Genomic DNA, 22,776 nt, shown 5'->3' on the forward strand with positions numbered 1-22,776 from the left:
GACGGCAACATGGCTGCGGTGACGCAGACGCTGCTCTCGACCTTCGGCTCGAAGTTCGTATCGGGCCAGACCGGCATCACCATGAACAACGGCATCATGTGGTTCGACCCGACACCCGGCGTGCCGAACTCGCTGGCACCCGGCAAACGCTGCCTGACCAACTACACGCCGGTGCTGGCGCAGGTGGCTGATGGCCGCCGCGTTGCGGTCGGCGCCTCCGGCGGCCGCCGCATCCTGCCGGCGGTGAGCCAGCTTCTGTCCTTCGTGATGGATTTTGGCATGGACCTCGATGCGGCGATCCATCAGCCCCGCATCGACGCCAGCGAGGGCGCGATCGTGATCGGCGACGTCCGCCTGCCGCAGGCCGCGCGCGAAGCCTTGGGCGCACGCTTCGATTATGAGGAAGCACGCATCCAGACCCTGCCGATGAAATTCGCCTGCCCGAGCATCGTGATGCGCAACGGCGAAACCAATAGCGGCGCGACCGAGCCGTTCCACGCCTGGAGCGAGGCGGTGGCGGAGGGGTGAGGTTTGGACGAATCCGGCGTCCCAAATAAGAAAGTGCGGCACCGAGGTGCCGCACTTCGTCGTTTAACTGCGATGCCGCAGCCCTACCTTGTCTGCGGCTCGATCGTCACCATGCAATCGGCGCCGCTCTGGCCGGACACCACGATCTGTCCGTCCGCAGCACCGAGCGCAATCGGCGCGGTCGAGGCGCCGCCGGGGACGCGGACCGTGACGCTGATGGTTTCCTGCTGCGCCGCCGCTGAGCCGACCGTCTGCGGCGTCAGTTCAGTGACATTGCCCGCGGTGTCCCGCCGCATGATGCGGCACGGCGAGGCGCCACCGGCAGCGGCCACCGTGCCGGTGTAACTGCCTGAGCTGCTGGTGCCACTGGTGCCGGCCGTACCGCTCGCGCCGCCGGCGGCACGAATGCGGGAGGCATCACGCGGGACCTGGCTCACGATCCGGCGCGTGCGCGGCTCGACAATCACGATTTCCTCCTCGGTCGTGAAGTAATCATAGCCGCGATATTCCGGCTCGATCGCCACGATGGTATCCGGCACCCGATAGACCCGCACACGCTGCGGGATGGGTTCGCCGACCCGGATCGCGATATTGAGATTACGCTCGGGTTGCGACAGGCGCTCGCGGGTCAGCGTCTGCGAAATCCGCGTCTGCTTTTCGACCGAGATGTTGGACTGCTGGCCCGTCTGCGTCTGACCCGTCTGACTCTGGCCGGTCTGTGTGTTGGTGGAAGGCTGCGTACGCGTGGTGTCGGTCGCCGTCGACGGTCGGTTCGCGTCCTTGCTCGTATCCTTGCCCTGCTCCGCAGCATTCTTCGAGCTATCACGCTGATCGCGGCCGGATTCCTTCTGCGTCGTGGTCGTTCCCTCACGCTCCTTCTGGGCGGACGTGGTTCCTTCCTTGCCCTTGTCGGACTCCGCGCGCGACTTTTCGCGATCGCTGTCGCGTTTCATCTCAGCACTGCCCTTGCTGTCCTTGGCATCCTTGCCGTCGCGATTGCGCGAATCCTGCGCGCGATCGCTGGACCTGGCGTCGTCGCCGCGGCCGCGCTTGCTGTCATCGGCTGCGGCTGCCGGGCGCTCGGACGATGGCGCGGCCTTGCCCCTCTCCTCGGTCTGCCGGGAACCGGCGCCTCGCTCCTCACGCCCTCCTTGCGCCTTTTGTTCCGCAGCCTGCCCGCGTTCCTGCGATGCAGCACCCTTGCCGGAATCGCTCGGCCGCGTCTGTTTCTGCTCTTCGCCTCTTGCGCCCGGCGACTGACCATAGGAGACGGCCGGTGCCAGCATCAGGCAGATAATTCCAGTCGATAACAGCAATTGTTTGCGCATTGGGATCTCCTCCAGATCGGCGTTACGCAAGCGAACGTTCGCCGATGCCGGAGGTTCCGAAACAGCTAATGCTGTGATTGAGAGATCGCTACAGCCCAAACCGGTCGCGCACACGCCCGGCCAGCACAGCCGCAGTGACGCCGACCGGCCAGAAGGCGTGCAGCGCCATCGGCTTGATGCCGGTGATCGGCATGTCGATCCCGGCATTCTTTCCGCCGATGAGGCGGCGCGCGAGCTGCCCGCCCATTGCGGTCGACAGCGCGACGCCGCGGCCGTTGCAGCCGAGCGAGATCAGCAGGTTTTCCGCGGGCTCATGCACATGCGGATAATGATCGGGCGTGATCGCGAGCCGGCTGTTCCAGCCGTGCGTCCAGCTCGCGCCCTTCAGCCGCGGCCATAGCCGTTCCGCGTAGCGGATGAGATAGGCGACGTCGGCAGGCTTGCTGATCCACCGCATCGGCCCGCGGCCGCCCATCAGCAAGCGATTGTGCTGATCGATGCGGTAATAGACCGTGATATGTCCGCTCTCGTAGAGAACCGGCCGCGTCGGCATGATTTCGCGTGCGACATCGTCAGGCAGAGGCGCGGTCGCGGTGATGGACGAGAACACCGGCACGATGCTGCGGCGAAGCGCCGGCCACAAATCATCGGTGAAGCCATTGGTCGCGAGCAGCACTTTTTCGGCGCGCACGATCCCGCGCGGCGTCTCGATGCGCCAGCCGCCACCTTCACGCGACAACGACAGCGCCGGCGTCTCGCCGTGCACCGCAGCGCCTGCCGCGATCGCAGCGCGCGCCAGTCCGCGTGCATAGCTGAGCGGATGCAGGTCGCCGCCGCGATTGTCCAGCATGGCGCAGAGATAGCGGTCGGTGCCGGTCATCTCCCGCATCTGATCGCGGTTCAACAGCGTCACCGGCATGCCGCGGCGGATGCATTGCTTCGCGGTTACCTCGATCGCAGCCGCGCTTGCCTCATTATAGGCCGCGCGCAGCGTGCCGTTCTGCCTGGCCTCGCAGGGGATCTGGTAACGGCGGATCAGGTCGAACGTGTAGTTGGTGGTGCCGTAGGCGAAATCGATCATGCGGCGGCCGAACTCGGCGCCGAAATCCGCCTCGATCTGGTCAGGGTCGTGCTTGAGGCCCGGATTGACCTGGCCGCCATTGTTGCCGGAAGCGCCCCAGCCCGGCTGCTGCGCTTCCAGCACGAGCGCATTCACGCCCTGCTCGGCAAGATGCAGCGCGGTGGACAGTCCCGTAAAGCCGCCGCCGATGATCGCGACCGCAACATTCCCGTCGCCATCGAGCGGCGGCGTCGGTGTCGGCGCGACCGCCGTATCGGCGTAGAGGCTTGGCGGCAGCGGCAAGGATACAGGCGCGTTCATGGACAACAGACCGAAGGCTTAGAGCGGATGCAGCACGCGCCGCAAAAAGTCCTGCGTGCGCGCATGCTGCGGCTGGTTAAGAACTGATTTTGCCGGCCCCTGCTCGACGATCACGCCGCCGTCGATGAACAGCACGCGGTCGGCGACATCGCGGGCAAACCCCATCTCATGGGTAACGACGACCATGGTCATGCCGTCATCGGCGAGCTTGCGCATCACCGAAAGCACGTCGCCGACCAGTTCAGGGTCGAGCGCCGAGGTCGGCTCGTCGAACAAAATCGCCTTCGGCTGCATCGCCAGCGCACGCGCAATCGCCACGCGCTGCTGCTGCCCGCCCGAGAGTTGCGGCGGATGGACTTCGGCCTTCTCGGCCAGCCCCACCTGCGCCAGCAGCGCGCGGCCGCGCTCCAGTGCCGCGGCGCGCGGCTCCTTCTTCACATAGACCGGCCCCTCGATGACGTTCTCCAGCGCGGTCCGATGCGGAAACAGGTTGAAGCGCTGGAACACCATCGAGACCTGGGTGCGGATCGAAACGATCGAAGGCGCATTGCGATCCACCCGCGCACCCTCGACGGTGATATCGCCGCTGTCATAGCTTTCCAGCCCGTTGATACAGCGCAGGATGGTGGACTTGCCGGAGCCGGAGGGGCCAATGATGCAGACCACCTCGCCCTTCTCGACGGAGGCCGTGATGCCCTTGAGCACCTCGACCTTGCCAAAACTCTTGTGAACGTTGGAAAGCTCGATCATTTCTGGCCCGCGCGCTTTTCGAAGTGGCGGACCAGCAGAATGAGTGGAATGCTCATGGTGAGATACATCAGCGCAACAAGTGTGAACACGCTGGTATTCTTGAAGGTCGAGGACGCAATCAGCTTGCCTTGCAACGCAAGCTCGGCAACCGTGATGGTCGAAGCCTGCGAAGAATCCTTCAACATCATGATCATGACATTGCCGTAGGGCGGCAACACGATCTTGATCGCCTGCGGCAGCACCACGCGGCGCATGGTCTGCCACCAGCCCATGCCGATCGCCTGCGCTGCCTCGACCTGCCCCTTGTCGATCGCCTCGATGCCGGCGCGAAAATTCTCGGCCTGATAGGCCGAATAGGCGATGCCGAGGCCGAGGATCGCCGCCTGCAGCGCCGTCAGCGTCAGGCCGAACTCCGGCATCACGAAGTAGAGATAGAACAGCAGCACGATGATCGGGATGCCGCGGATGACGTTGATCAGCCCGGCGCTCAATCCCGAGAGCACGCCGATGCCGGAAACCCGCATCAACGCCCAGATCAGGCCGAGCAGCGTGGACAACAGCAGCGAACCGATGGTGACGATGATCGTCAGCGCCACGCCGTTCATCAGGATCGGCAGGAACTCGATCGTGTCGCGCCAGAAGGACTGCATCAGGCCCCCTGCGCCTTCAGGCCCCATTTATCGAGGATCTTTTCCACCGTACCGTTGGCCTTGAGCTTCGCCAGCGACGCGTTGATCTTGGCCAGCAGTTCGGTATCGCCCTTGCGCACGCCGATGCCGACCGCGCCCACGGTCGTGGGCTTGTAGCTCTCGACGATGCGCGCTTCGGGAAAACCGCCCTGCTTGAGGTTATAGGCGAGGATCGGATAGTCGGCGAAACCGGCCTTCAATCGCCCGGCGTTCACGTCGCGCAGGATGTCGGGAATGGTGTCGTAGGCTTTTACTTCACTGAACAGGCCCGACTTCTTCAGCGCATCGACGAAAGCCGTCCCGACCTGCGCGCCGACCACCGCGCCTTTCAGATCTTCCTGGCTGGCGTAGGCCTTGCTGTCGCTCTTCGGCACCAGCAGCCCTTCACCGTAGCTGTAGAACGGCTCGGAGAAATCGATCACTTCCTTGCGCGCCGGCGTGACGAACATCGCCGCCGAGATGATGTCGATCTTGTTCGAGGTGAGCGAAGCGATCAGGGTGGAGAACTGCATCGGCTCGATCTGCACCTGGAAGCCGGCGTCCTTGCCGATCTCGGTGATGAGATCGACCATGATGCCCTGAATGCTGTTGGTCTTGGTGTCGAGGAAGGTGAAGGGCACGCCTGTCGGCGTCGAGCCCACCTTCAACACCTGCTGCGCGGATGCCGGCATTGCGGCTGTGAGAACCAAAGCCGCCACCGCGGCCTGAACGAGACGCTTCAGAGCCATTGCACATCCTCCTGAAACCGGACACCGTTCCGGCCAACCCACGTCCCCTTGAACCAAAGAGTTGCGGGCAACGCCGTTCGGGCCTATTTTCACCAATATGAAATTGTGGTCACAGTTCCCCGACTATTGCAAGCCATTTTCATGCATATGAAGAAAGCAGCCTGACGTGAGCGGTGGCAAAAGAATAAAGAAAGCAGCGCCCAAGCCCCGAAAGGCCGCGCGCACGCCCAAGGCAAAGCCCGCCGCCAGGCCGGCTGAACCTGCAATGGACCTGGCGGTCGGCCGCCGCATTCGCGACCTGCGCCGCGAACACAAATTGTCGCTGGAGGTGATTGCCGATCGAACCGATCTGTCGATCGGCTTCCTCAGCCAGATCGAGCGCGGCCTGTCGTCGCCATCGCTGCGCGTGCTGGCGACGCTGGCGGACGTGCTCGGCGTCGGTATCGCCGCGCTGTTCGGCTCGAAGCCGAGCGACGATGCCGGTTCCGGCGGCGTGGTCACGCGCCAGTTGCAGCGCGCCGAACTAAAATTGTGGCGCACCGGCATTTCCAAGCAATTGCTGAGCCCTGCCGGAACTGAAAACCGCCTCAATCTGTTTCTCGTGCACCTCGAGCCCGGCGGCAATACCGGCGACGAACTCTACACCCATGACGGCGAGGAAGCGGGATTGGTGCTGGAAGGCGAGATGACGTTGACCGTGGATGCCGAGACCTGGTCGCTCAAGACCGGCGACAGCTTCCGTTTTGCCAGCCGCCGCCCGCATCGCTTCTCAAATCCCGCTGATAATGCGAAAGCGGTGGTGTTGTGGGTGAACTGCGTGACGCAGGCGGGTTGAACCACAGTCTGGAGTAAATCATGGATCAGGCCGCAGACGATTGGGCCCCCCACAGCGCACACTGGGGCGCCTTCTCCGCGCGATGGAACGGCGAAACCCTCGATGTCACGCCTTACGAGGGCGACCCGGCGCCCTCGCCGATCCTGCAAAACTTCACCACCGCGATGCGCCACAAGGCGCGCATCCTGCGGCCGATGGTCCGCAAGGCGTGGCTGGATCGCAGCGCGCGCACCGAGCGCACGTTCGATCAGGAATTCGTCGAGTGTTCGTGGGATAGGGTTCTCGACCTGCTGGCTAGCGAACTATCGCGGGTCAAAGCTGAACATGGCGCAGCCGCGGTCTTCGGCGGCTCCTATGGCTGGTCCAGCGCCGGACGTTTCCACCACGCGCAGAGCCAGGTTCATCGTTTCCTGAACATGGCGTTCGGCGGCTACGTGCGTTCGGTGAACAGCTACAGCGCCGGCGCATCAGCCGTGATCCTGCCGCATGTGATGGGCGGCTATGAGGCCGTCTCGCGCCACAACGTGACCTGGGACCAGATCGCCGAGCACAGCGACGTTGTGCTGGCGTTCGGTGGCATGGCGCTGAAGAACTCGCATGTCGCCAGCGGCGGCATCAGCCGGCACATCGAGCGCGACGCGATGGCGACGGCCGCACGCCGCGGTGCGGCCTTCTACTGCATCAGCCCGCTACGGGACGACATGCCGGCAGACGCCAACGCACGATGGCTGCCGATCAAGGTCGGCACCGATGTCGCGCTGATGCTGGCGCTCGCGCACACGCTCCTGACCGAAGACCTCTGCGACAAGGCCTTCATCGAACGCTATTGCACCGGTTTTGAAAACTTCGAACGCTATCTGCGCGGCCGCGATGACGGCACGCCGAAGGATGCGGCATGGGCGGCTGACATCACCGGCATTTCATCCGGCACGATCATCGACCTCGCCCGTCGCCTGCCGCGCGGGCGCACCCTGATCGCGGTCTCGCATTCGCTGCAGCGGGCGCAATATGGCGAGCAGCCGGTGTGGATGGGTGCGGTGCTCGCGGCCATGCTCGGCCAGATCGGCCTGCCCGGCGGCGGATACAATTACGCGCTCGGCGCGCTCGGCCACACTGGCCGCCGGATCAACGCCGTTCCGATTCCGACGCTTTCGCAGGGCAAGAACGGCGTCAGCGAGTTCATCCCGGTCGCGCGCGTCAGCGACATGCTGCTCAATCCGGGCGAGCCGTTCGAATACAACGGCCGGTCCATGCACTATCCCGACATCAAGCTGGTCTATTGGGCGGGCGGCAACCCCTTCCATCATCATCAGGACATCAACCGCATGCGGCAAGCCTTCAACGCGCCGCAAACGATCGTGGTGCACGAAAGCGCCTGGACGCCGATGGCGAAATTCGCCGACATCGTGCTGCCCGCAACCATGACGCTGGAGCGCGACGATATCGGCGCCGCCGGCACCGACCCAAGACTGGTCGCGATGCGCAGGGCGGTCGACCCGATCGGCGAAGCGCGCGACGATTTTGATATCTTTGCCGGCCTTGCGCGAAAACTGGGCGTCGAGCAGGCGTTCACGGAGGGCCGCGATAGCCGGCAATGGCTGGCGCATCTTTACGAGCCGACGCGAAAGGCGCTGGTCGAAGCAGGTTGGGATGCACCTGATTTCGATGAATTCTGGCGGCGCGGCGAACTCGCGCTGCCGTCGGCCCCCGATGACGGCGGCTTCCTGCGCGCCTTCCGCAACGATCCCGCCGCCAACAGGCTTTCAACGCCAAGCGGCAAGATCGAGATCTATTCGAAAGCCATCGCGAGCTTCGGCTATGACGATTGCCCCCCGCACCCGGCCTGGCTGCCGTCGACCGAACCGCCGAGCGCGCGCCACCCGCTGACGCTGATCGCCAACCAGCCGGCGACCCGGCTGCACAGCCAACTCGACTTCGGCGCCTACAGCCAATCCAGCAAGGTTGCCGGCCGTGAAGTCGTGCGCCTCCACCCTGACGATGCCAAGCGCCGCGGCGTCGCCAATGGCGACATCGTCCGCCTGTTCAACGACCGCGGCGCGTGCCTGGCCGCCGCCGCCGTCACCGACGACGTCATGCCCGGCGTGATCCAATTGTCCACCGGCGCCTGGTACGATCCGGAGCGAGGTGCGACCGAGCAGCCCCTTTGCGTCCACGGCAATCCGAACGTGCTCACCCGCGACATCGGCACATCGCGCCTCGCGCAGGGCTGCTGCGGTCAGGTGACGGTGGTCGAGTGCGAGAAATATGAGGGCGCGTTGCCGTCGATCCGGGCCTTCGATCCTCCCGGTCAGCGGTGACGCGGTGTAGTGGCCCCTTGTATGACCAGCGCGAGCTATTCCACCGTCATTGCGAGCGAAGCGAAGCAATCCATCGCGCGGCTTGCGGAGACATGGATTGCTTCGTCGCTTCGCTCCTCGCAATGACAGCGGCGGATGCTGTGCGCTCTCACCCGAACCGCTGATCGTACCGGCTCAAGCTCAATTCGCTCACGTCGATATCCGGCTTCCGCCCCGACAGCAGATCCGCCATCACCTTTCCCGAGCCGCACGCCATGGTCCACCCAAGCGTGCCGTGGCCGGTGTTGAGATGCAGATTGCCGTATCGGGTAGCGCCGATCACAGGCGGACCGTCCGGGGTCATCGGGCGCAGGCCGCTCCAGAAGCTCGCCTTGCCGAGATCGCCGCCGCGCGGAAACATGTCGGTCAGCGAATGATCCAGCGTCGCCTGCCGCGCCGGATGCAGCGTGTTGGAATAGCCCGAGATTTCCGCGGTGCCGCCGACACGGATGCGATCCCCGAGCCGCGTGATTGCGACCTTGTAGCTTTCGTCCATCACGGTCGAGACCGGCGCGCCGTCGGGATCGATGACCGGCACGGTGATCGAATAGCCCTTTACGGGATAGACCGGCACGGAAATGCCGATTGGCCCAAGGAATCGCGGCGACCAGCTTCCCAACGCGGCGACATAGGTGTCGGCCTGCAGCAGGCCTTCGCTCGTCATCACGCCGGTGATCTTGCCGCCGTCCGCGACCAACCGCTCGATGGTGGTGTTGAACTTGAACTGCACGCCGATCTTGGCTGCTTCCTGGGCGAGCGCCTGCGTAAACATGTGGCAATCGCCGGTCTCGTCCTGCGGCAGCCGAAGTCCGCCGACGAAGCTGGCCTTCGCCGTAGCCAGCGCAGGCTCCGCGCCGATGCAGCCGTCGCGGTCGAGCACCTCGTAGGGAACGCCATACTGCTTGAGCACCGCGATGTCGTCGCCGGTCGAGTCGAGCTGCTTCTGCTTGCGAAACAGCTGCAGCGTGCCGCGGCTGCGCTCGTCATATTTGATGCCGATCTCGTCGCGCAGCGCCCGCAAGGAATCGCGGCTGTATTCGGCGATCGGAATCATCCGGCTCTTGTTGACGGCGTAGCGCTCTGTCGTGCAGTTGCGCAGCATCTTCAGGCCCCAGATCCACATCATGGGATCGAGCTTGGGCCATATCACCAGCGGCCCGTGCCGCATCAACAGCCATTTGATCGCTTTCACCGGCACGCCCGGCCCGGCCCAGGGCGAGGAATAGCCGGGCGAGACTTCGCCGGCATTGGCGAAACTGGTCTCCAGCGCGGGCTCAGGTTGACGGTCGACGACAACGACTTCATGGCCGGCGCGCGCCAGATAATAGGCTGTGGTCACTCCGATCACGCCACTGCCGAGAACGATGACTTTCACGATTCCTCACACATCCGCCGCGGCAACGCTGCCGCGGCTGAGCCCTGCTCCGATCGAAATCGGAACAGGACTCCAGGTTTTTGTCATGACGCGTTTTCTTTACGCGAACCGGGGTCCACTTCGCTCGAAAACGCTATGCATTCCTTGAGAGCAAGGATCAGGCCACCCGCTTGATCGCGTCGCCGAGGATCGAGACGATATCGTCGATATGGCTCTTCTCGACGATCAGGGGCGGCGACAACGCAAAGCTGTCGCCGCTCATGCGCAAATAAAGCCCGCGATTGAAGCAGTCGACCATCACGTCATAGCCGCGCGTGCCGACGCCATCGCTGCGTGGCGCAACTTCCACCGCGCCCATCAGGCCGCAATTGCGGATGTCGACGACGTTCGGCAGGCCTTTCAGCGAATGAAGCCCATCGCGCCAGTATTCGGCCATCGACGCGCCGCGCGTGAGAAGCTGTTCGTCCTTGTAGATGTCGAGCGTCGCCAGCCCCGCGGCGCAGGCGGTCGGATGCGCCGAATAGGTGTAGCCGTGGAACAGTTCGATCGTCCCTTCCGGGCCGGTCATCAGCCCGTCATGGATCTTGCGGCTGGCGAAAACCGCGCCGCAGGGCACGGTGCCGTTGGTGATACCCTTGGCGGTCGTCATCATGTCGGGTGTGACGCCGAAATAGTCGGCCGCGAACGGCGCGCCGAGACGGCCGAAGCCGGTGATGACCTCGTCGAAGATCAGGAGGATGCCATGCTTGGTGCAGAGTTCGCGCAAGCGCTGCAGGTAACCCTTCGGCGGCGGCAGCACCGCGGTCGAGCCCGGCACCGGCTCGACGATGACGGCGGCGATGGTGTCGGCGCCATGCAGCGCCACCATCCGCTCGACATCGTCGGCGAGTTCGGCACCGTGATCCGGCTGGTCCTTGGCGAAGGCATTGCGCGTGAGATCATGGGTGTGGCGGATGTGATCGACGCCCGGCAGATGGGTCGCGAACGCCCGGCGGTTGGCCACCATGCCGCCGACCGACATGCCGCCGAAGCCGACCCCGTGATAGCCGCGCTCGCGACCGATCAGGCGCGTGCGCGTCGCCTGTCCGATGGCGCGCTGGTAGGCCAGCGCGATCTTCAGCGCGGTGTCGACCGATTCAGAGCCCGAATTGGTGAAGAAGACGCGATCGAGCCCCTTCGGCGCGATCTCGGTGAGCCGCTCGGCGAAATCGAACGCCAGCGGATGGCCCATGTTGAACGAGGGCGCGAAATCGAGGTTCATCAACTGCCGCTCGACGGCAGCCGCAATCTGGCGGCGACCATGGCCGGCATTGACGCACCAGAGGCCGGCGGAGCCGTCGATCACCTTGCGGCCGTCGACGGTGGTGTAGTGCATGCCCTCGGCGGAGGCGAACAGCCGCGGCGCTTTCTTGAACTGCCGGTTGGCCGTGAAAGGCATCCAGAACGAGTCGGTCTGCAGGGTGTTCGGCTTCTGATGAAGGGTCACGGGTAGCTCCTTTGCTGGCAGCTCAAGGCAGCACCGGGCCACGCTCGGGAAGCGACAACAAGTCCTTTTCTTGGGTCCTGCAACCTATTGATTTTATTGATCCCGTCGAGGCATATTTGTTCGATCCGAAACACCTGCAACAGGGATTTTCCGATGAGCGTCGATATCGGCGGGCGACTCCGATTCATCCGGGCCCGGCACAAGCTGTCCCAGCGCGAGCTGGCCAAGCGTTCCGGCGTGACCAATTCGACGATTTCGCTGATCGAATCGAACCAGATGAACCCGTCCGTCGGCGCGCTCAAGCGCATTCTCGACGGGCTGCCGATGGGGCTCGCCGAATTCTTCGCGATCGAGCCGGAGCGTCCGCGCAAGGCGTTCTATCGCTCGGATGAGTTGACCGAGATCGGCAAGCAGCCGATCTCCTACCGCCAGGTCGGCGACACCATGTTCGGCCGCGCGTTGCAGATCCTCAAAGAGCGCTACGAGCCCGGCAGCGACACCGGCCGTGTGCCGCTGACCCATGACGGCGAGGAAGGCGGCATCGTGGTGAGCGGCCGGCTGGAAGTGACCGTCGACGACGAGCGCCGCATCCTCGATCCCGGCGACGCCTATTATTTCGAAAGCCGCAGGCCGCACCGCTTCCGCTGCGTCGGCGGGAAGGCGTGCGAGGTGATATCGGCGTGCACGCCGCCGACGTTTTGAATTCGGTGTTGTATGGAAGGACTGGCCTGAGGGGGGCATCACCATGCGCAAGGTCTGGATCGAGGCAGCGTTGAACGGCTCGTGGGGCCGCGCGCTCCAGCCCGGCATTCCCGATACCGTTGAGACCATCATCGCCGAGGGCGCCGCCTGCGCGCGGGCCGGCGCCACCATCGTTCACGTCCATGCCTATGATGGCGGCGGCCCGCAGACCTACGACTGGCAGGTCTATGCCCGCATCATCGAAGGCATTCGCAACCAGGTCGATGTTCCCGTCTATCCCTCCTATCCGGCTTTCATAACCGCAGGCAGCGAGAGCAGCCCGCTCGCCGACGTCGTGGCACGATTTGCCGGCATCGAAGAACTTGCCGCACGCGGCCTCCTGGACTTTGCCGTCATCGATCCTGGCAGCGTCAACTTGAGTCTGACGAACATCACGGCGGCCACGCAGCCCGGCGGCACCTACATGAATCCTGAATCCCAGATCCGCCATACGCTCGATTTCGCAGCCCGCCACGGCCTGCATACCGATTTCGCGATCTACGAGCCCGGCTTCGTGCGTTCCGGCGCCGCACTGGCGCGCGCGGCCGGCGTCAAGACGCCAATCTATCGTCTCATGTTCTGCAATCTGGTCGCGGTCGGCTTTCCGCCGAAGCCATATGCGCTCGCGGCCTACCATGCGCTATTGGAAGAGGAAGCGCCCGGCGCGCCCTGGGTGATCGCAGGCGTCAGCGCCGATCTTCGCCCGCTGTTTGCCGAGGCGATCACGCGAGGCGGCCATATCCGCGTCGGCCTCGAGGACGCGCCGCTCGGCACCACCGCGACCAATATCGAACTCGTCGAAGAGGCCGTGCGAATGGTGCGCGATCTTGGCGCAGAGCCTGCTACTCCGGCCGAGATGCGGCAGGCCCTGGCTGCGACCTCGGCGCAAAGCCCAGCGAGTTAAGGCTGTTTCAAAGATGGACGCAAGAACATTCGCCGAGCCAGCGCTGCGCTTGCGTGGGCCGTGAAAAAGCTGAATAGTTTCCTTGGTCCCGACGGAGGGATCGGAGGATTGTGGCTGCGTGCAGCCGCTTCTTGGAGCTTTCCACATGTCAAAGCTCACCGAGCACGGCGCGTGCCTGTTGTGGAAGCCGGAATTGATCTGGCTGAATGTCGTTTCCGACGCGATGCTCGCCACCGCCTTCTTTGCTACGGCGTTCGTTCTCGCGCTCTTCGTGTGGCGGCGCCACCGCGAGCTGATGTTCCGGCGCGTATTTCTGATATTCGCGATCTTCGTCGCGGTCGCCGGCGTGAGCCGCCTGCTCTCGATCTACACCGTGTGGGTGCCGGCCTACGAAATCGAGGCCCTGATCAAAGCTGTCCTGGCGCTGATCTCGGTCGCGATCACGGCAGTTCTACTGCTGGCGTTGCCGCGGATCCTGGTGCTGCCCACGCGCATTCAGCTTGCGAATGCCTATGCCGCACTCGAGGAGGAAGTCAGGCAACGCCGGGAGGCCGAGGCCATGGTCAAGCGTTTTGAGGAGAAAGAGGCCACCGAATCCAAAATCCAGCAGGCGCAGAGGATGGAGGCCATCGGCCAGCTTACCGGTGGCGTCGCGCATGACTTCAACAACATTCTGACTGTCATCACGGGGACCATCGAGATCCTCAGCGATGCCGTCAAGGATCGTCCGCATCTCGTTCAGATCACCAATCTGATCAGCGGGGCCGCGGCAAGGGGGGCCGAGCTGACGAAGCATTTGTTGGCGTTCTCCCGTCGACAGCCGCTGCAGCCGCGCAATACCGACGTCAATGCGCTGGTGATCGATGCCGCGGGCCTGCTGCGACCGACGCTTGGCGAGCACATCGAAATTGAATCGATGCTGGCGCACGATTCCGCACCGGCGCTGATCGATCCCAGTCAGCTCTCGACCGCGATGCTGAACCTGGCCCTGAATGCGCGTGACGCCATGCCCAATGGCGGCAAGCTGACGCTGGAAACCAAGAATGTTGTGCTCGACGAGAACTACGCTCGCCTGAACAGCGAGGTCAGGCCGGGCAACTACGTCATGATTGCCGTGAGTGACACCGGGGATGGAATCCCGAACAACCTGCTCGAAAAGGTGTTTGAACCATTCTTTACCACCAAGGAGGCCGGAAAAGGATCCGGGCTCGGCCTCAGCATGGTGTATGGCTTCGTCAAGCAGTCGAACGGACATATCAAGATCTACAGCGAAGAAGGCCACGGCACGACCGTGAAGCTGTATCTGCCGCAGGCCACGGGTGGCGGCCCGGAGGAGCCGGTCGCCGGGACCGGCGGATATGCGGGCGAACATAGCGACCAGTCTATCCTGATTGTCGAGGACGACCCGCTGGTCCGCGAATACGTCGTGGCGCAAATCACCCGCTTCGGATTCCGCACGCTCGCCGCCGCCAATGCTGCCGAAGCGCTGGCAATCATCGATGGACCCGAACGCATCGACCTGCTGTTCACGGACGTCATGCTCCCCGGTGGCGCGAATGGCCGCCAGCTCGCAACCGAGGGGGTGAAAAGGCGCCCGGAGCTGAAAGTGCTGTACACCTCCGGTTATGCCGAGAATGCCCTCATCCATCATGGCCGTCTCGATGCCGGCGTTCTGCTGCTGCCGAAACCCTATGTCAGCGCCGACCTCGCGCGGATGCTTCTAACCGCGCTGGCATCGTGAGCTCTTTCAACGGTGGCAACGACTACATTTGTTGCCCTGGAGAAAGGTCAGCCAAGGCAGGGGCCGAGCCATCGGCGTCAGCCAACTGGTTCACGGTCACCATGAGGCATCACGATTAACCGGGAAGGCCCGCATTGCGGAGACCCTTGGCGAAGGTGGCTAAGTCCTCCTCTCGACGAAACAAATCTCTCAGATTGTTAGCGCGCAAGCCGGGATCATCTTCGAGTGCTCGCGATATCGCTCGTTGTGCCAGGTCAAGTCGCCCCGCGACGGCGTTGCTCGCTGCGAAGACGCATGTGGCCAGCAGGAAATTCGGGTTGAAGCGCAGAGAGCTTTCGGCGCATGACGACGCCGTGTCATAGCGGCCTGCGAGAAAATGGGCATAGGCCATGGCCCCATGCATGGCGTATGTGGAAGGATCGAGTGGGCTCAAGCGCATGGCGTGCGCAGCGTGCTCGAGCGCCAGGTCAGGCTCACCTCTCCAGACTCTTAACCACGCACTAAGGATCCAGCTTCGCCCCAAGTTAGGATTTACCGCAAGTCCCCTATCCATGAACGCCGCCGCGTCGTCGAACTCACGGGCTACCAAGGCGAGTGCATATCCACCCATGCACAGCGCGATAGGGTCATCTTCCCCCAGCAGCACCGCCTTCCGAGCCAGCCGCACGGCTTCCGCACTTTCCTGAATGCGTTCATCCATCCAACCACGCGCTTTCCGCCGCACGTAGCACCACGCGGCCATACCATAGGCGCAGGCCAGACCATGATCGAGCTCGAAGGCCTTGCAAAAGAGCCGGAGTGCTTCGGCGTTCGCGTCCCTGGTCCACCGACCTGCGCTGGCCAGCCCGCGCAGGTAATAGTCGTATGCATCCAGATTTTCAGTTGGCTTGCGCTTTGCCCGTTTGATTTCCTCGCGCTGCAGCTTTGGTGCGATCGCACCCACCACGCTGGAAGTCACGTGATCCTGTAGATCAAACATGTCCTCGAGTGCACCATCAAAGTGATCAGCCCACAGATGTGCTCCAGTTTCGGCGTCGATAAGCTGTCCCGCAATACGCAGGCGATTTCCTGCCTTGCGCACACTGCCTTCGAGTACGTAGCGCACCCCGAGCTCGCGCCCGACCTGCCTTACGTCTACCCTTCGGCCCTTGTAGGTGAAGCTCGAATTGCGTGCGATCACAAACAGCCAGTGAAAGCGGGACAGCGCCATCGTGATGTCTTCCACGACGCCGTCGGCAAAATACTCCTGCTCCGGATCCCCGCTCAGGTTGACGAAGGGGAGGACGGCGAGCGAAGGCCTCATGGGCAGCGCCAGGGAGATTTTCGGCGGTTCTGCCCGGTTGTCGGGCGCTGCGCCGCTTCGCTCTTCCTGCACTTGCCCGACAAAACGGAAGCCCTTCCGCGCCAGCGTCTTGAGAAGGCGCTGCTCTTCGCCGGAATCGCCGATCGCATTCCGGGCGGCGTTCAGGCGCGTCGTCAACGCGGCATCCGATACAATGCGTCCATTCCAAACGGCGCTAATGAGGTCGTCTTTGCTGACGACGCGCTCCCTGTTTCGAATCAAGTAATCGAGCAGGTCAAGAGCCTGCGGTGTGATTGACACCGCATCCGGCCCGCGGTGCAGTTCACGCTTTTCAATGTCAAGCGTGTAATCCTCGAAGAGATAGCGCACGTTGCCATTCCTTCTTGGGGGCACACGTCGAAAGCCCCGAGGCACGAAGAATAAGCTGCCGGTAAGGGAAATGTAAGCCGCCAGTTAAGCGCGCCGGCGCATCTTGCGGCAATTCTGGCTGGTCAGGCAGTCCAGACAGGACATACCGCAATGAGCACGATCCACGGGCTTACCGAGCTGGGACCGGCAACCGCAAAGCGGCAGGTCTACAGTCCTCTCGAAGCATATTGGAATGCATTTCAGGCGTGGCGCAAACGCGAGAAGCTGCGAGCCGAGTTGTGTCGGCTGACGGACAGCGAGCTTGCGGACATTGGTATCACACGGGGCGAGATTGACTACGTCGCCTCAAACCGCTCAATCTCGCTAGATCCCCTCCGCTGGATGTCTGACATCGGGACCCGGATGTGATGCATCTCGGCTTCACTTCGCCAGCGCGCTCGACAGCACCAGTTCGAGCTCCTGCCTGACGTCCTCGAGCGGCTGGGCGCTGCGCGCAGCGCGGCACATCGCGACCGTTCCTTCCGTCGAGGCGATGACGAGCGCCGCCAGCCGCCGCGCGCGGGCGGGCGCAACGCCCTCGCGGCGCAGCGCCGTGAACATGATGCGCTGCCAGTCGGCGAACACGCCGTCGGCAAGATCGAGCAGATGTTGCTGCGCGGCTTCATCAGGCGCGCCGTCCTTCTCCGTCGCGTCGTTGACATATTGCTCGACCGCGACCGCGAGCACTGGACAGCCGGCCTGAAACTTCGATTTCTCCAGCGTCTGGCGCCATAGCGCGATGAAGGTGCGCAGTCCCGCAATCGCGCCGCGCGACTGCACCAGATGCTCCAGCGGCCCTGAGACCTGCCTCCCTGCGAACACCACCGCATCCTCGATCAGCTGCTGCTTGCCGCGCGGAAAGTGATGGCTGATGGAACCGCGTGGCGTGGCGGTATGGCGCACCACCTCGCGCATGCTGGTGGCGTTGACGCCGCGGCGGCTCATCAGGTCGGCAGCGCCTGCCACCATCTTGGCGCGGGTATCTGACGTCATCGGGATCCTCTCCGGCGGGATGGAACATCCTACAATATGACACTTGACATAGCCAGACCCCTGTGAAGTTATGACGATCGTCATAATCGAAACCGACCGGAGGAGTACGCCATGACGTTTATCCAGGTGATGACGCCGCAGGGTCGGCTGAACGCCGATCAGCGGCGGGTATTGGCAAAGACGCTGACCGATGCCGTGCTGGTGCCGGAGGTCGGCAAGCTCACGCCGGAGGCGCGCCGCGGCTATCAGGTGCATTTTGCCGAGCGGCCGCTCGACATGATCGCCCATGGCGGAGAATTGCTGTCGGACAGACCAAGCGACGTCATGCTGATCGATGTCGCGGTGATGGACTGCTGCTGGACGCGTGAGGATCGCGCCACCGTCATCCGCAACATCCACACCGCCTTGGCGGAGGCTTGCGGGATGAAGGCCCCCTCGCCGGCCTGGTGGATCAATTTCCGCATCATCGAGGAAGGTAGCTGGGGATCGCGCGGCGGCGTGCTGTCGTTCGTCGACCTGCTCGAACATGGCGCATCGCATTTCTCGCCGGAGCGGGCGGCGGCGATCCGCACCGCGCTCGCTGTCAAATACGAACGATAACGACACCCGATCGCAACCAACATTCCAGAAACATTTCAAGAGGACGACCATGAGCGCCGAAGGAACGATCCGCACCGAAACCCATGATCGCATATTCAAGATCATCATCGACAATCCCGCGAAGAAGAACGCGTTCTCGCCGGCGATGATGGAGCAATTGTCGGACGCCCTGACAGAGCTGCACAACACCGAGAGCCTTTGGGTCGGCGTCATCTGCGCCGAGGGCAAGGATTTCACCGCCGGCCTCGACATGCCCCGTTTCTTTGGCCCCAACGCCGAGAAGCGCAACTTCAAGGAGGGCAATGTCGACGTCTTCGGGCTGCAGAAGCGCTGCAAGAAGCCCATCGTCACCGCCGTGCAGGGCATCGTCTTCACCATCGGCATCGAACTGATGCTGGCCGGCGACATCGTCGTCGCCGCCGATGACGCCCGCTTCTGCCAGATGGAATCCAGGCGCGGCATCGCCCCGCTCGGCGGCGCGCATTTCCGCTTCCTGTCGCGCACCGGCTGGGGCAACGCGATGTATCATCTGTTCCTGTGCGACGAGTTCACCGCGGTGCGCGCGAAAGAGATCGGATTGGTGCAGGAAGTGGTGCCGGCCGGCCAGCAGGTCGAGCGCGCGATGGCGCTTGCCAGGATCATTGCCGGCAATGCGCCGCTCGGCATCCAGGTCACCAAGGAAGCGGCCCTGAAATATGTCGAGCAGGGCGAAGCCGCCGCCATCGCCTACATTCCGAAAGTCCGCGAACGCGTGCTCGGCAGCGCGGACGCGCGCGAAGGCATTCAGTCCTTCATCGAGCGGCGCGCCGCGGTATTTCAGGGGCGGTGATCGCGATCATGAAGCCTCTTTCCAGGTGCTGTGCCGGGAGGGCAAGGGTGCCGGCGCACGCCGGCCAGCAAGTTCGCGCGCATTTCGGTGAGCTGGCGACGATCGAGATCACGATCGATCCGTAATGGCGTGGCCGGACACAGGACTGCCCCGAACGACGGGTGACCGTGCAATTCCAGCTTCCCGCGTCCCAAACGCTGCGGACAGGAAACCGGTTGCGGTGTAGAACGTATCTGGTGGGCATCGATCACGGAGCACCATCATGCGCGCCATCGTTCTGCTTCTCGCCCTCATGCTCGGCTTCGCCGCACCGGCCTTCGCCGACGACGTCGCCACGGCCCAGGGCGTGATCCGCGCCCAGGAGCAAGCCTTTGCCAGCGACGATGCCGCAGCCGCCTATTCCCATGCCGCGCCCGAGATCAAGCAGCTGTTCCCGCAGGCCGATATCTTCATGCAGATGGTCCGCCAGGGTTATGCGCCGGTCTACCGCCACAAGAGTTTTGAATTCGGCGAAGCGCGCTCAGCCGGCGGCCGCATCGCCCAGCGCGTCCATATTGTCGACGACAATGGCGAAGCCTGGGAGGCGATGTATACGCTGGAGCAGCAGCCGGACGGCAGCCTGAAGATCACAGGATGTTCGTTGTTGAAGGCGGGGCAGGCGGTCTAGTCGCTAGAAGAATTCACCGAGGAACTCCGCGGTCTGGTCCGAGATGCCGACGATCTTGTTCGTGGCCTGGCGATAGAATTTGAAATTGAGTTCGCTCTCGGGCCGGCCGTCATTCCAGTCGGTGAATCCCCTGAGTTCGCGCCGTCCCAGCGGGCGCCTTGCAAGCGCGGTGCGTTTGATGGCGACGCTCACACGCGGCGTTTGCCTGGCGACGCCACGCTTCTTCGCAACCGCATCGGCGGAAGTGACGACGCCGCACGCAATGAGCCCCTGCCCGCCCTCGTTTTCGCTCGCGAACACGAATATCGTGTCGCCGTCGGCAATATGTTTGCCGCCATACATCGTCTTCTGCGCGATGAACGAGAACATCTTCGCCCGCGGATTGTGGATTTCGGCCTTGATCGCGAACGCCATGATCCCGCTGCCGCGCCAAAGTTGATGGATCGACCTCTACGCCATCGCGAGCCGCTGCCGCGCGCGCATCAACAGCAGAAGCATAATGCCGATATTCAGAGCATTCCACGCCAGCCCATTGGCGAACGCTGCCATGTACGAGCCCGTCGCGTCGAAGATCGCGCCGGAGACCCAGCCGCCGAACGACATTCCGAACACGGAGGCGAAGATCACGATGCCCACGCGCGTGGCGGCCTCCGAAGCCGGCATCGCTTCGCGCACGATGATGGCATAGCTCGGCACGATGCCGCCCTGGAACAGTCCGAACATCGCGGAGATGACATAGAGCGAGGTCAGGCCGTCAAAGAACAGGTAGAAAAGGAGCGCGGTGCCCTGTGCGACCGAGCCGATCAGCAGCGTACGGATGCCGCCGATCTTGTCGGCGAGAAAGCCCGATCCGATGCGGCTGATGATGCCGAACCCCAGCATCAGCGACAGCATCTCGGCGCCGCGTGCCACGCCATAACCGAGATCGCTGCAATAGGCGACGATATGCACCTGCGGCATCGACATCGCCACGCAGCAGGCAATCGCGGCGAGCGACAGGATCGCCGTCAGCGCATTGGTGGAGATCCGCAAGTCCACGCGCGGCGGGGCGGCGTTCTCATGGTCGCGCTGGCCGCCCGCCCCCATCAGCAGCCGCAACACGATCAGCGCCAGCGTCATCGCCACCGCGGTGAAGATGCCGAGCGCGATGTGGGTGGTGCGCCAGCCCAGTTGCTCGATGCCGAAATTCACCAGCGGCGGCCAGATCGCGCCGCCGATGTAATTGCCGCTGGCGGCGACAGCGACCGCAAGCCCGCGGTAGCGGTCGAACCAGTGCGAGGCCTCCGCCATGAGCGGCCCGAAGGTCGCCGACGACGACAGCCCGATGGCGAAATGCACCAGGATGAAGTGCCAGATCGAGGTCGACATGCCCGCAACGACATAGCCGAGGCCGAGAATGCCGATGCCGAGCCCGATCGCGGTGACGATGCCGTAGCGGTCGGTGATCTTGCCGGTCAGCACCGCGCCGGAGCCGAATCCGAGCATGAGCATTGTAAAGGCGAGCGATGCAGTGCCGCGGCTCGCGCCGAAATCCACTTGCACCACCGGCAGCGCGACCACCACCGACCACATGCCGACGCTGCCGAGCGAACCGATCAGCACGGCCACGGCAAGCCGGGTCCATGCCCGGCGCGAGTCGGGAACAAACAGGTCGGAGTCTTTGGAAAGTTCAGAAGAAATTGCCACGGCGACCGCAACTTCGGGGGCAAATCGCCTAACGTCAAGCCACATTGCCGCGATATTGGGCATGCAGTTGTGGTGGGGGTAGGTAAGGCGGCGGCCTTGGCTGAATCAGCCATCGCCTCTAGTTTGCCGCCATGTTCGTTCGCCTGAAGGGACCTGCGCGCGCCGGATCAGGGTGGTTTGCCGCCCTGCTCTATCTGTTCTGCGTGCTGGCCCCCGGGGCCGCGCTGGCGCTCGGCGATGCCGCATCATGCCTGAAGGTCGAACCGGCCGCGGCTCTGCACATGCATGCCGGCTCTCCGCACCAGGACCATGCGGGGCATGCACACCACGACGCCGGCAACAGCCAGCAAGAGCATGCACAGCATCAACATGACGGCAAGGATGCGCCAAATCCATGCTGCGCCATGCTCTGCCTGTCGGCGCTTCCAGCCGATTTGCCCGCCATTGCCAGGCCCGCGCCGCCGATCTCTGTCTGCGTCTCCGAAAATTCCTGGCGCCCGCCGGGTGAGGTGCCGCCGCGGCTTTATCGTCCCCCCATCGCCTGATCCCGACCTGATGATCCCGGCAGCCGCGCGCATCCGCGCGCGCACGATCACGCGTCCACGCGACGCATTCCAAGCGAACAAGAAAGAGCTCAATGAAACCCATCATGACGACAGCCATTGCGCTGCTGGCCGCTTCAATCGTGCCGCAGCCGGCGCAGAGCCACGACAAGCCCACCCGCGAAACCTATTCGGCCGGCGAGCCCGGTGACCCGAAGAAACCTTCGCGCACGATTCAAGTTGAAATGAGCGAGATGGAATACACGCCCTCGCGCATCCCAGTGAAGCGCGGCGAGCAGATCCGCTTCGTGATCCGCAATGTCGGCAAGGAAGACCACGAATTCCTGCTCGCCACCACGAAGGAAAACCTGAAGCACGCCGAGGAGATGAAGAAGCACCCGCATATGGAGCATGACGATCCCAATGGCGTACGTCTCAAGCCGGCGAAATCGGCGGAGATCCTCTGGAAGTTCACCAAACGCGGCACGTTCGAATATTCCTGCCTGATCCCCGATCATCGCGACTACGGCATGATCGGCAAGGTGACGGTGAAGTGAACAACGAGGCCAAGGAGATGACGATGAAGACGATGCAGACTTTGGCGGCCGCAATGGTCGCCGCGATCTCGTTGCTGCCCGCCTGCGCCCAGGCCGAACCCGTCCAGGGTGAAGTCAGGAAGATCGACGAGGCCGCCGGCAAGATCACGCTCAAGCACGGCCCGATCAAGAGCCTCGGCATGGACATGAGCATGACCATGGCGTTCCGCGTCAAGGACCCCGCGCTGCTGAAGGAGGTGCAGGTCGGTGACAAGGTCGAGTTCGAGGCCGAGAAAACCGACGCCGCGTATACGGTGACGAAGATCCAGAAGAGCCGGTGAGCGCTCCTCGACATCGCGCCACAACCCC

Annotated in this window: 24 protein-coding genes; 13 read left to right on the forward strand and 11 right to left on the reverse strand. The window is 63.6% G+C overall.

What is annotated here, in order from left to right; genetic code table 11:
* A partial coding sequence (locus CQ12_RS46200) for a gamma-glutamyltransferase (RefSeq protein ID WP_245309813.1) occupies positions 1-528 on the forward strand: 528 nt, incomplete at its 5' end.
* Positions 529-611: 83 nt separating this feature from the next.
* Here CQ12_RS46200 and CQ12_RS08945 read toward each other — a convergent pair.
* The 5 genes from CQ12_RS08945 to CQ12_RS08965 all read right to left on the reverse strand — a co-directional run bounded on the left by CQ12_RS08945 (position 612) and on the right by CQ12_RS08965 (position 5,404).
* Entirely contained in the window at positions 612-1,856 is a 1,245-nt protein-coding gene (locus CQ12_RS08945; protein WP_063799704.1) for a DUF1236 domain-containing protein, read from the reverse strand.
* A gap of 88 nt (positions 1,857-1,944) precedes the next feature.
* Complete coding sequence (locus CQ12_RS08950) at positions 1,945-3,237, reverse strand: NAD(P)/FAD-dependent oxidoreductase (protein ID WP_057834947.1); 1,293 nt, start codon at positions 3,235-3,237, stop codon at positions 1,945-1,947.
* An 18-nt stretch (positions 3,238-3,255) separates the two neighbouring features.
* A complete protein-coding gene (locus CQ12_RS08955; protein WP_057834948.1) occupies positions 3,256-3,987 on the reverse strand; it encodes an amino acid ABC transporter ATP-binding protein in 732 nt (243 codons plus the stop codon).
* On the reverse strand, positions 3,984-4,637 hold the full coding sequence (locus tag CQ12_RS08960; RefSeq protein ID WP_057834949.1) for an amino acid ABC transporter permease: 654 nt from the start codon (positions 4,635-4,637) through the stop codon (positions 3,984-3,986). The genes CQ12_RS08955 and CQ12_RS08960 overlap by 4 nt, the downstream gene beginning before the upstream one ends.
* Positions 4,637-5,404, reverse strand: coding sequence for an ABC transporter substrate-binding protein (locus CQ12_RS08965; RefSeq protein ID WP_082650011.1), 768 nt, complete (start codon positions 5,402-5,404; stop codon positions 4,637-4,639). The genes CQ12_RS08960 and CQ12_RS08965 overlap by 1 nt, the downstream gene beginning before the upstream one ends.
* A 166-nt stretch (positions 5,405-5,570) precedes the next feature.
* Here CQ12_RS08965 and CQ12_RS08970 point away from each other — a divergent pair, with 166 nt between their 5' ends.
* Positions 5,571-6,239, forward strand: coding sequence for a cupin domain-containing protein (locus CQ12_RS08970; RefSeq protein WP_057834950.1), 669 nt, complete (start codon positions 5,571-5,573; stop codon positions 6,237-6,239).
* A gap of 20 nt (positions 6,240-6,259) precedes the next feature.
* Positions 6,260-8,557, forward strand: a complete 2,298-nt coding sequence (locus CQ12_RS08975; RefSeq protein ID WP_057834951.1) for a molybdopterin-dependent oxidoreductase — start codon at positions 6,260-6,262, stop codon at positions 8,555-8,557.
* A 148-nt stretch (positions 8,558-8,705) separates the two neighbouring features.
* Here the strand turns inward: CQ12_RS08975 and CQ12_RS08980 are convergent, their stop codons facing one another.
* Both CQ12_RS08980 and aptA read right to left on the reverse strand, forming a co-directional pair.
* Complete coding sequence (locus tag CQ12_RS08980) at positions 8,706-9,971, reverse strand: D-amino acid dehydrogenase (protein WP_057834952.1); 1,266 nt, start codon at positions 9,969-9,971, stop codon at positions 8,706-8,708.
* A 157-nt stretch (positions 9,972-10,128) separates the two neighbouring features.
* Positions 10,129-11,457 (reverse strand): omega-aminotransferase AptA, encoded by a 1,329-nt coding sequence (aptA, locus tag CQ12_RS08985; protein WP_057834953.1) that lies wholly within the window; start codon positions 11,455-11,457, stop codon positions 10,129-10,131.
* Positions 11,458-11,610: 153 nt separating this feature from the next.
* Here aptA and CQ12_RS08990 point away from each other — a divergent pair, with 153 nt between their 5' ends.
* The 3 genes from CQ12_RS08990 to CQ12_RS09000 all read left to right on the forward strand — a co-directional run bounded on the left by CQ12_RS08990 (position 11,611) and on the right by CQ12_RS09000 (position 14,843).
* Complete coding sequence (locus tag CQ12_RS08990) at positions 11,611-12,159, forward strand: cupin domain-containing protein (protein WP_057834954.1); 549 nt, start codon at positions 11,611-11,613, stop codon at positions 12,157-12,159.
* A gap of 43 nt (positions 12,160-12,202) precedes the next feature.
* Positions 12,203-13,102, forward strand: coding sequence for a beta-keto acid cleavage family enzyme (locus tag CQ12_RS08995; protein ID WP_057834955.1), 900 nt, complete (start codon positions 12,203-12,205; stop codon positions 13,100-13,102).
* A gap of 145 nt (positions 13,103-13,247) precedes the next feature.
* A complete protein-coding gene (locus CQ12_RS09000) occupies positions 13,248-14,843 on the forward strand; it encodes an ATP-binding protein (RefSeq protein WP_057834956.1) in 1,596 nt (531 codons plus the stop codon).
* A gap of 115 nt (positions 14,844-14,958) precedes the next feature.
* Here the strand turns inward: CQ12_RS09000 and CQ12_RS09005 are convergent, their stop codons facing one another.
* Complete coding sequence (locus CQ12_RS09005; protein WP_057834957.1) at positions 14,959-16,515, reverse strand: winged helix-turn-helix domain-containing tetratricopeptide repeat protein; 1,557 nt, start codon at positions 16,513-16,515, stop codon at positions 14,959-14,961.
* Between the two features lie 150 nt (positions 16,516-16,665).
* Between CQ12_RS09005 and CQ12_RS09010 the strand changes: the two genes are divergently transcribed.
* Complete coding sequence (locus CQ12_RS09010) at positions 16,666-16,923, forward strand: DUF1127 domain-containing protein (protein ID WP_057834958.1); 258 nt, start codon at positions 16,666-16,668, stop codon at positions 16,921-16,923.
* A gap of 12 nt (positions 16,924-16,935) precedes the next feature.
* Here CQ12_RS09010 and CQ12_RS09015 read toward each other — a convergent pair whose 3' ends face one another.
* Positions 16,936-17,547 carry a TetR/AcrR family transcriptional regulator gene (locus CQ12_RS09015; protein WP_057834959.1) on the reverse strand — a complete coding sequence of 204 codons (612 nt, stop codon included), beginning with the start codon at positions 17,545-17,547 and terminating at the stop codon, positions 16,936-16,938.
* Positions 17,548-17,658: 111 nt separating this feature from the next.
* On the opposite strand from CQ12_RS09015, the gene CQ12_RS09020 reads away from it, so the two are divergent.
* The 3 genes from CQ12_RS09020 to CQ12_RS09030 all read left to right on the forward strand — a co-directional run bounded on the left by CQ12_RS09020 (position 17,659) and on the right by CQ12_RS09030 (position 19,643).
* Positions 17,659-18,147: a tautomerase family protein gene (locus tag CQ12_RS09020; protein ID WP_057834960.1), complete on the forward strand. Its 489-nt coding sequence runs from the start codon at positions 17,659-17,661 to the stop codon at positions 18,145-18,147.
* A 49-nt stretch (positions 18,148-18,196) separates the two neighbouring features.
* Positions 18,197-18,976 carry a crotonase/enoyl-CoA hydratase family protein gene (locus CQ12_RS09025; protein ID WP_057834961.1) on the forward strand — a complete coding sequence of 260 codons (780 nt, stop codon included), beginning with the start codon at positions 18,197-18,199 and terminating at the stop codon, positions 18,974-18,976.
* Between the two features lie 262 nt (positions 18,977-19,238).
* Entirely contained in the window at positions 19,239-19,643 is a 405-nt protein-coding gene (locus tag CQ12_RS09030; protein WP_057834962.1) for a DUF4864 domain-containing protein, read from the forward strand.
* Between the two features lie 3 nt (positions 19,644-19,646).
* Here the strand turns inward: CQ12_RS09030 and CQ12_RS09035 are convergent, their stop codons facing one another.
* Complete coding sequence (locus CQ12_RS09035; RefSeq protein WP_057834963.1) at positions 19,647-20,057, reverse strand: hypothetical protein; 411 nt, start codon at positions 20,055-20,057, stop codon at positions 19,647-19,649.
* A 36-nt stretch (positions 20,058-20,093) separates the two neighbouring features.
* Complete coding sequence (locus CQ12_RS09040; protein WP_430642196.1) at positions 20,094-21,293, reverse strand: MFS transporter; 1,200 nt, start codon at positions 21,291-21,293, stop codon at positions 20,094-20,096.
* A 167-nt stretch (positions 21,294-21,460) separates the two neighbouring features.
* Between CQ12_RS09040 and CQ12_RS09045 the strand changes: the two genes are divergently transcribed.
* From CQ12_RS09045 to CQ12_RS09055, 3 genes are all read left to right on the forward strand, one after another.
* The gene (locus CQ12_RS09045; RefSeq protein ID WP_057834965.1) at positions 21,461-21,874 is read left to right on the forward strand and encodes a hypothetical protein; all 414 of its coding nucleotides are present in this window, start codon (positions 21,461-21,463) and stop codon (positions 21,872-21,874) included.
* A gap of 92 nt (positions 21,875-21,966) precedes the next feature.
* A complete protein-coding gene (locus CQ12_RS09050) occupies positions 21,967-22,428 on the forward strand; it encodes a cupredoxin domain-containing protein (protein WP_057834966.1) in 462 nt (153 codons plus the stop codon).
* A 23-nt stretch (positions 22,429-22,451) separates the two neighbouring features.
* Positions 22,452-22,748 carry a copper-binding protein gene (locus tag CQ12_RS09055; RefSeq protein WP_057835000.1) on the forward strand — a complete coding sequence of 99 codons (297 nt, stop codon included), beginning with the start codon at positions 22,452-22,454 and terminating at the stop codon, positions 22,746-22,748.
* The last annotated feature ends 28 nt before the right edge of the window (positions 22,749-22,776 follow it).

Source organism: Bradyrhizobium jicamae, from assembly GCF_001440395.1.
Lineage (GTDB): Bacteria > Pseudomonadota > Alphaproteobacteria > Rhizobiales > Xanthobacteraceae > Bradyrhizobium > Bradyrhizobium jicamae.

What these genes read in the sequence shown, in the direction of transcription:
- CQ12_RS08950 (WP_057834947.1), bottom strand. Translation starts at nt 3,237, where the DNA reads ATGAACGCGCCTGTATCCTTGCCGCTGCCGCCAAGCCTCTACGCCGAT.
- CQ12_RS09025 (WP_057834961.1), top strand. Translation starts at nt 18,197, where the DNA reads ATGAGCGCCGAAGGAACGATCCGCACCGAAACCCATGATCGCATATTC.
- CQ12_RS09045 (WP_057834965.1), top strand. Translation starts at nt 21,461, where the DNA reads ATGTTCGTTCGCCTGAAGGGACCTGCGCGCGCCGGATCAGGGTGGTTT.
- CQ12_RS08975 (WP_057834951.1), top strand. Translation starts at nt 6,260, where the DNA reads ATGGATCAGGCCGCAGACGATTGGGCCCCCCACAGCGCACACTGGGGC.
- CQ12_RS09000 (WP_057834956.1), top strand. Translation starts at nt 13,248, where the DNA reads ATGTCAAAGCTCACCGAGCACGGCGCGTGCCTGTTGTGGAAGCCGGAA.
- CQ12_RS08990 (WP_057834954.1), top strand. Translation starts at nt 11,611, where the DNA reads ATGAGCGTCGATATCGGCGGGCGACTCCGATTCATCCGGGCCCGGCAC.
- CQ12_RS09010 (WP_057834958.1), top strand. Translation starts at nt 16,666, where the DNA reads ATGAGCACGATCCACGGGCTTACCGAGCTGGGACCGGCAACCGCAAAG.
- CQ12_RS08965 (WP_082650011.1), bottom strand. Translation starts at nt 5,404, where the DNA reads ATGGCTCTGAAGCGTCTCGTTCAGGCCGCGGTGGCGGCTTTGGTTCTC.
- CQ12_RS08995 (WP_057834955.1), top strand. Translation starts at nt 12,203, where the DNA reads ATGCGCAAGGTCTGGATCGAGGCAGCGTTGAACGGCTCGTGGGGCCGC.
- CQ12_RS09020 (WP_057834960.1), top strand. Translation starts at nt 17,659, where the DNA reads ATGACGTTTATCCAGGTGATGACGCCGCAGGGTCGGCTGAACGCCGAT.
- CQ12_RS09035 (WP_057834963.1), bottom strand. Translation starts at nt 20,057, where the DNA reads ATGGCGTTCGCGATCAAGGCCGAAATCCACAATCCGCGGGCGAAGATG.
- CQ12_RS09055 (WP_057835000.1), top strand. Translation starts at nt 22,452, where the DNA reads ATGAAGACGATGCAGACTTTGGCGGCCGCAATGGTCGCCGCGATCTCG.
- CQ12_RS09015 (WP_057834959.1), bottom strand. Translation starts at nt 17,547, where the DNA reads ATGACGTCAGATACCCGCGCCAAGATGGTGGCAGGCGCTGCCGACCTG.
- CQ12_RS08945 (WP_063799704.1), bottom strand. Translation starts at nt 1,856, where the DNA reads ATGCGCAAACAATTGCTGTTATCGACTGGAATTATCTGCCTGATGCTG.
- CQ12_RS08960 (WP_057834949.1), bottom strand. Translation starts at nt 4,637, where the DNA reads ATGCAGTCCTTCTGGCGCGACACGATCGAGTTCCTGCCGATCCTGATG.
- CQ12_RS08955 (WP_057834948.1), bottom strand. Translation starts at nt 3,987, where the DNA reads ATGATCGAGCTTTCCAACGTTCACAAGAGTTTTGGCAAGGTCGAGGTG.
- CQ12_RS09050 (WP_057834966.1), top strand. Translation starts at nt 21,967, where the DNA reads ATGAAACCCATCATGACGACAGCCATTGCGCTGCTGGCCGCTTCAATC.
- CQ12_RS09030 (WP_057834962.1), top strand. Translation starts at nt 19,239, where the DNA reads ATGCGCGCCATCGTTCTGCTTCTCGCCCTCATGCTCGGCTTCGCCGCA.